The organism is Enterococcus sp. RTP21361st1_A6_RTP21361_211029 (assembly GCF_040910045.1).
GTDB lineage: Bacteria > Bacillota > Bacilli > Lactobacillales > Enterococcaceae > Enterococcus_D > Enterococcus_D gallinarum.
This window is the reverse complement of the sequence record NZ_JBDGBK010000223.1, coordinates 1-1166: the sequence shown is the minus strand read 5'-3', so window position 1 is coordinate 1166 and position 1166 is coordinate 1. Positions and strand designations below refer to the sequence as shown.

The window sequence follows — 1166 nt, the reverse complement described above, 5'->3', positions numbered from 1 at the left end:
GTATCGGCATTCCGCTTGCGGATTGTTAGCCCATAGCTTTCAATCTCGCCGGGGTCCGGTGCTGCCACGTGCGATGAAACGAGAGTCCAGCATAATCGGTTTCAGCAATCGATGGAGGTTTCCTCCGCGCAGTCGACTGACCAATTCATCCACCGCCATTTTCCCGATCGTCGCACGATCGATATGAATCGTCGACAATGTCGGATTGACGATTCCGCTGATGGGAATGTCGTCGATTCCCACAACAGACACCTTTTCGGGGACTTCCATTCCGCATTTCTCCAGCGCGGTCATGAAGCCGATGGCCATGATGTCGTTATAGGCGATCACCGCAGATGTGGCATGTTGCGAGAATTGTGGGAGACAGGCGAATCCTCCGTTGTAGGTGGGAGCGGAACATGGTATGCAGTTCAAAGCGATATCATTCTGTCGGCATATGCTGACCAGCGTCTCCTTCCTGACCATATTCTGCCATGAATCCGTTGGCCCTGATAAATAGGTTAGGGACTCATGCCCCAGGGAGCGCAACTCATGGACGGCCTGTTCCAGACCCGTACGAGTATCCGCAATCACCGATTTGATGCCTTGTACCGCCCGGTTGATAAGCACCAAGGATTTTATCTTCGCCATCTTCTTGATATTCGCGTCGGATAATCGCGACGAGACGAGTATGACGCCGGCAACGTACGTCTCCATCAGGCCCAACATAATACGTTCGATCGAGCTCATCTCTTGCGAGTCGATGATCATTATCGAATATCCGTACTTCCGACACTGCTGCTGGATGCTCTTCACGAATTCCGCGTATACCGGGTTTCCAACGTCGTTGATCACCACGGCGATCAATTTGCTGGACTCGTCATGCGCGTATGCAGAACCTTTGCGCGGCACATAGCCGATTTCCTCCGCCACGCGGTATATGGTCCTCAATGTATCGTTGTTGACGCGCTCAGGATGAGAAAAGGCTCGAGACACGGTGGCAACGGATATCCGAGTGGCTTTGGACACATCGCTCAGGCTAACGCGATGATGTGCCGGAAACTTATCATCCACAATTTCCCTTCCGATGATTTATCCCTTCACTTCGGTAGGGGGCTGCGTGATTATCTCCAAGAAAACGTCCGCAGCCCCTTATCCATAAAAGAAAACCGCATCTCGATTATCAT

1 protein-coding gene is annotated in these 1166 nt (G+C 52.1%); it reads right to left on the bottom strand.

Annotated features, from left to right (window positions below; genetic code table 11):
- Positions 1 to 39: 39 nt before the first annotated feature.
- Positions 40 to 1053 carry a LacI family DNA-binding transcriptional regulator gene (locus AB5Z52_RS17215; RefSeq protein WP_250241632.1) on the bottom strand — a complete coding sequence of 338 codons (1014 nt, stop codon included), beginning with the start codon at positions 1051 to 1053 and terminating at the stop codon, positions 40 to 42.
- Positions 1054 to 1166: the final 113 nt, after the last annotated feature.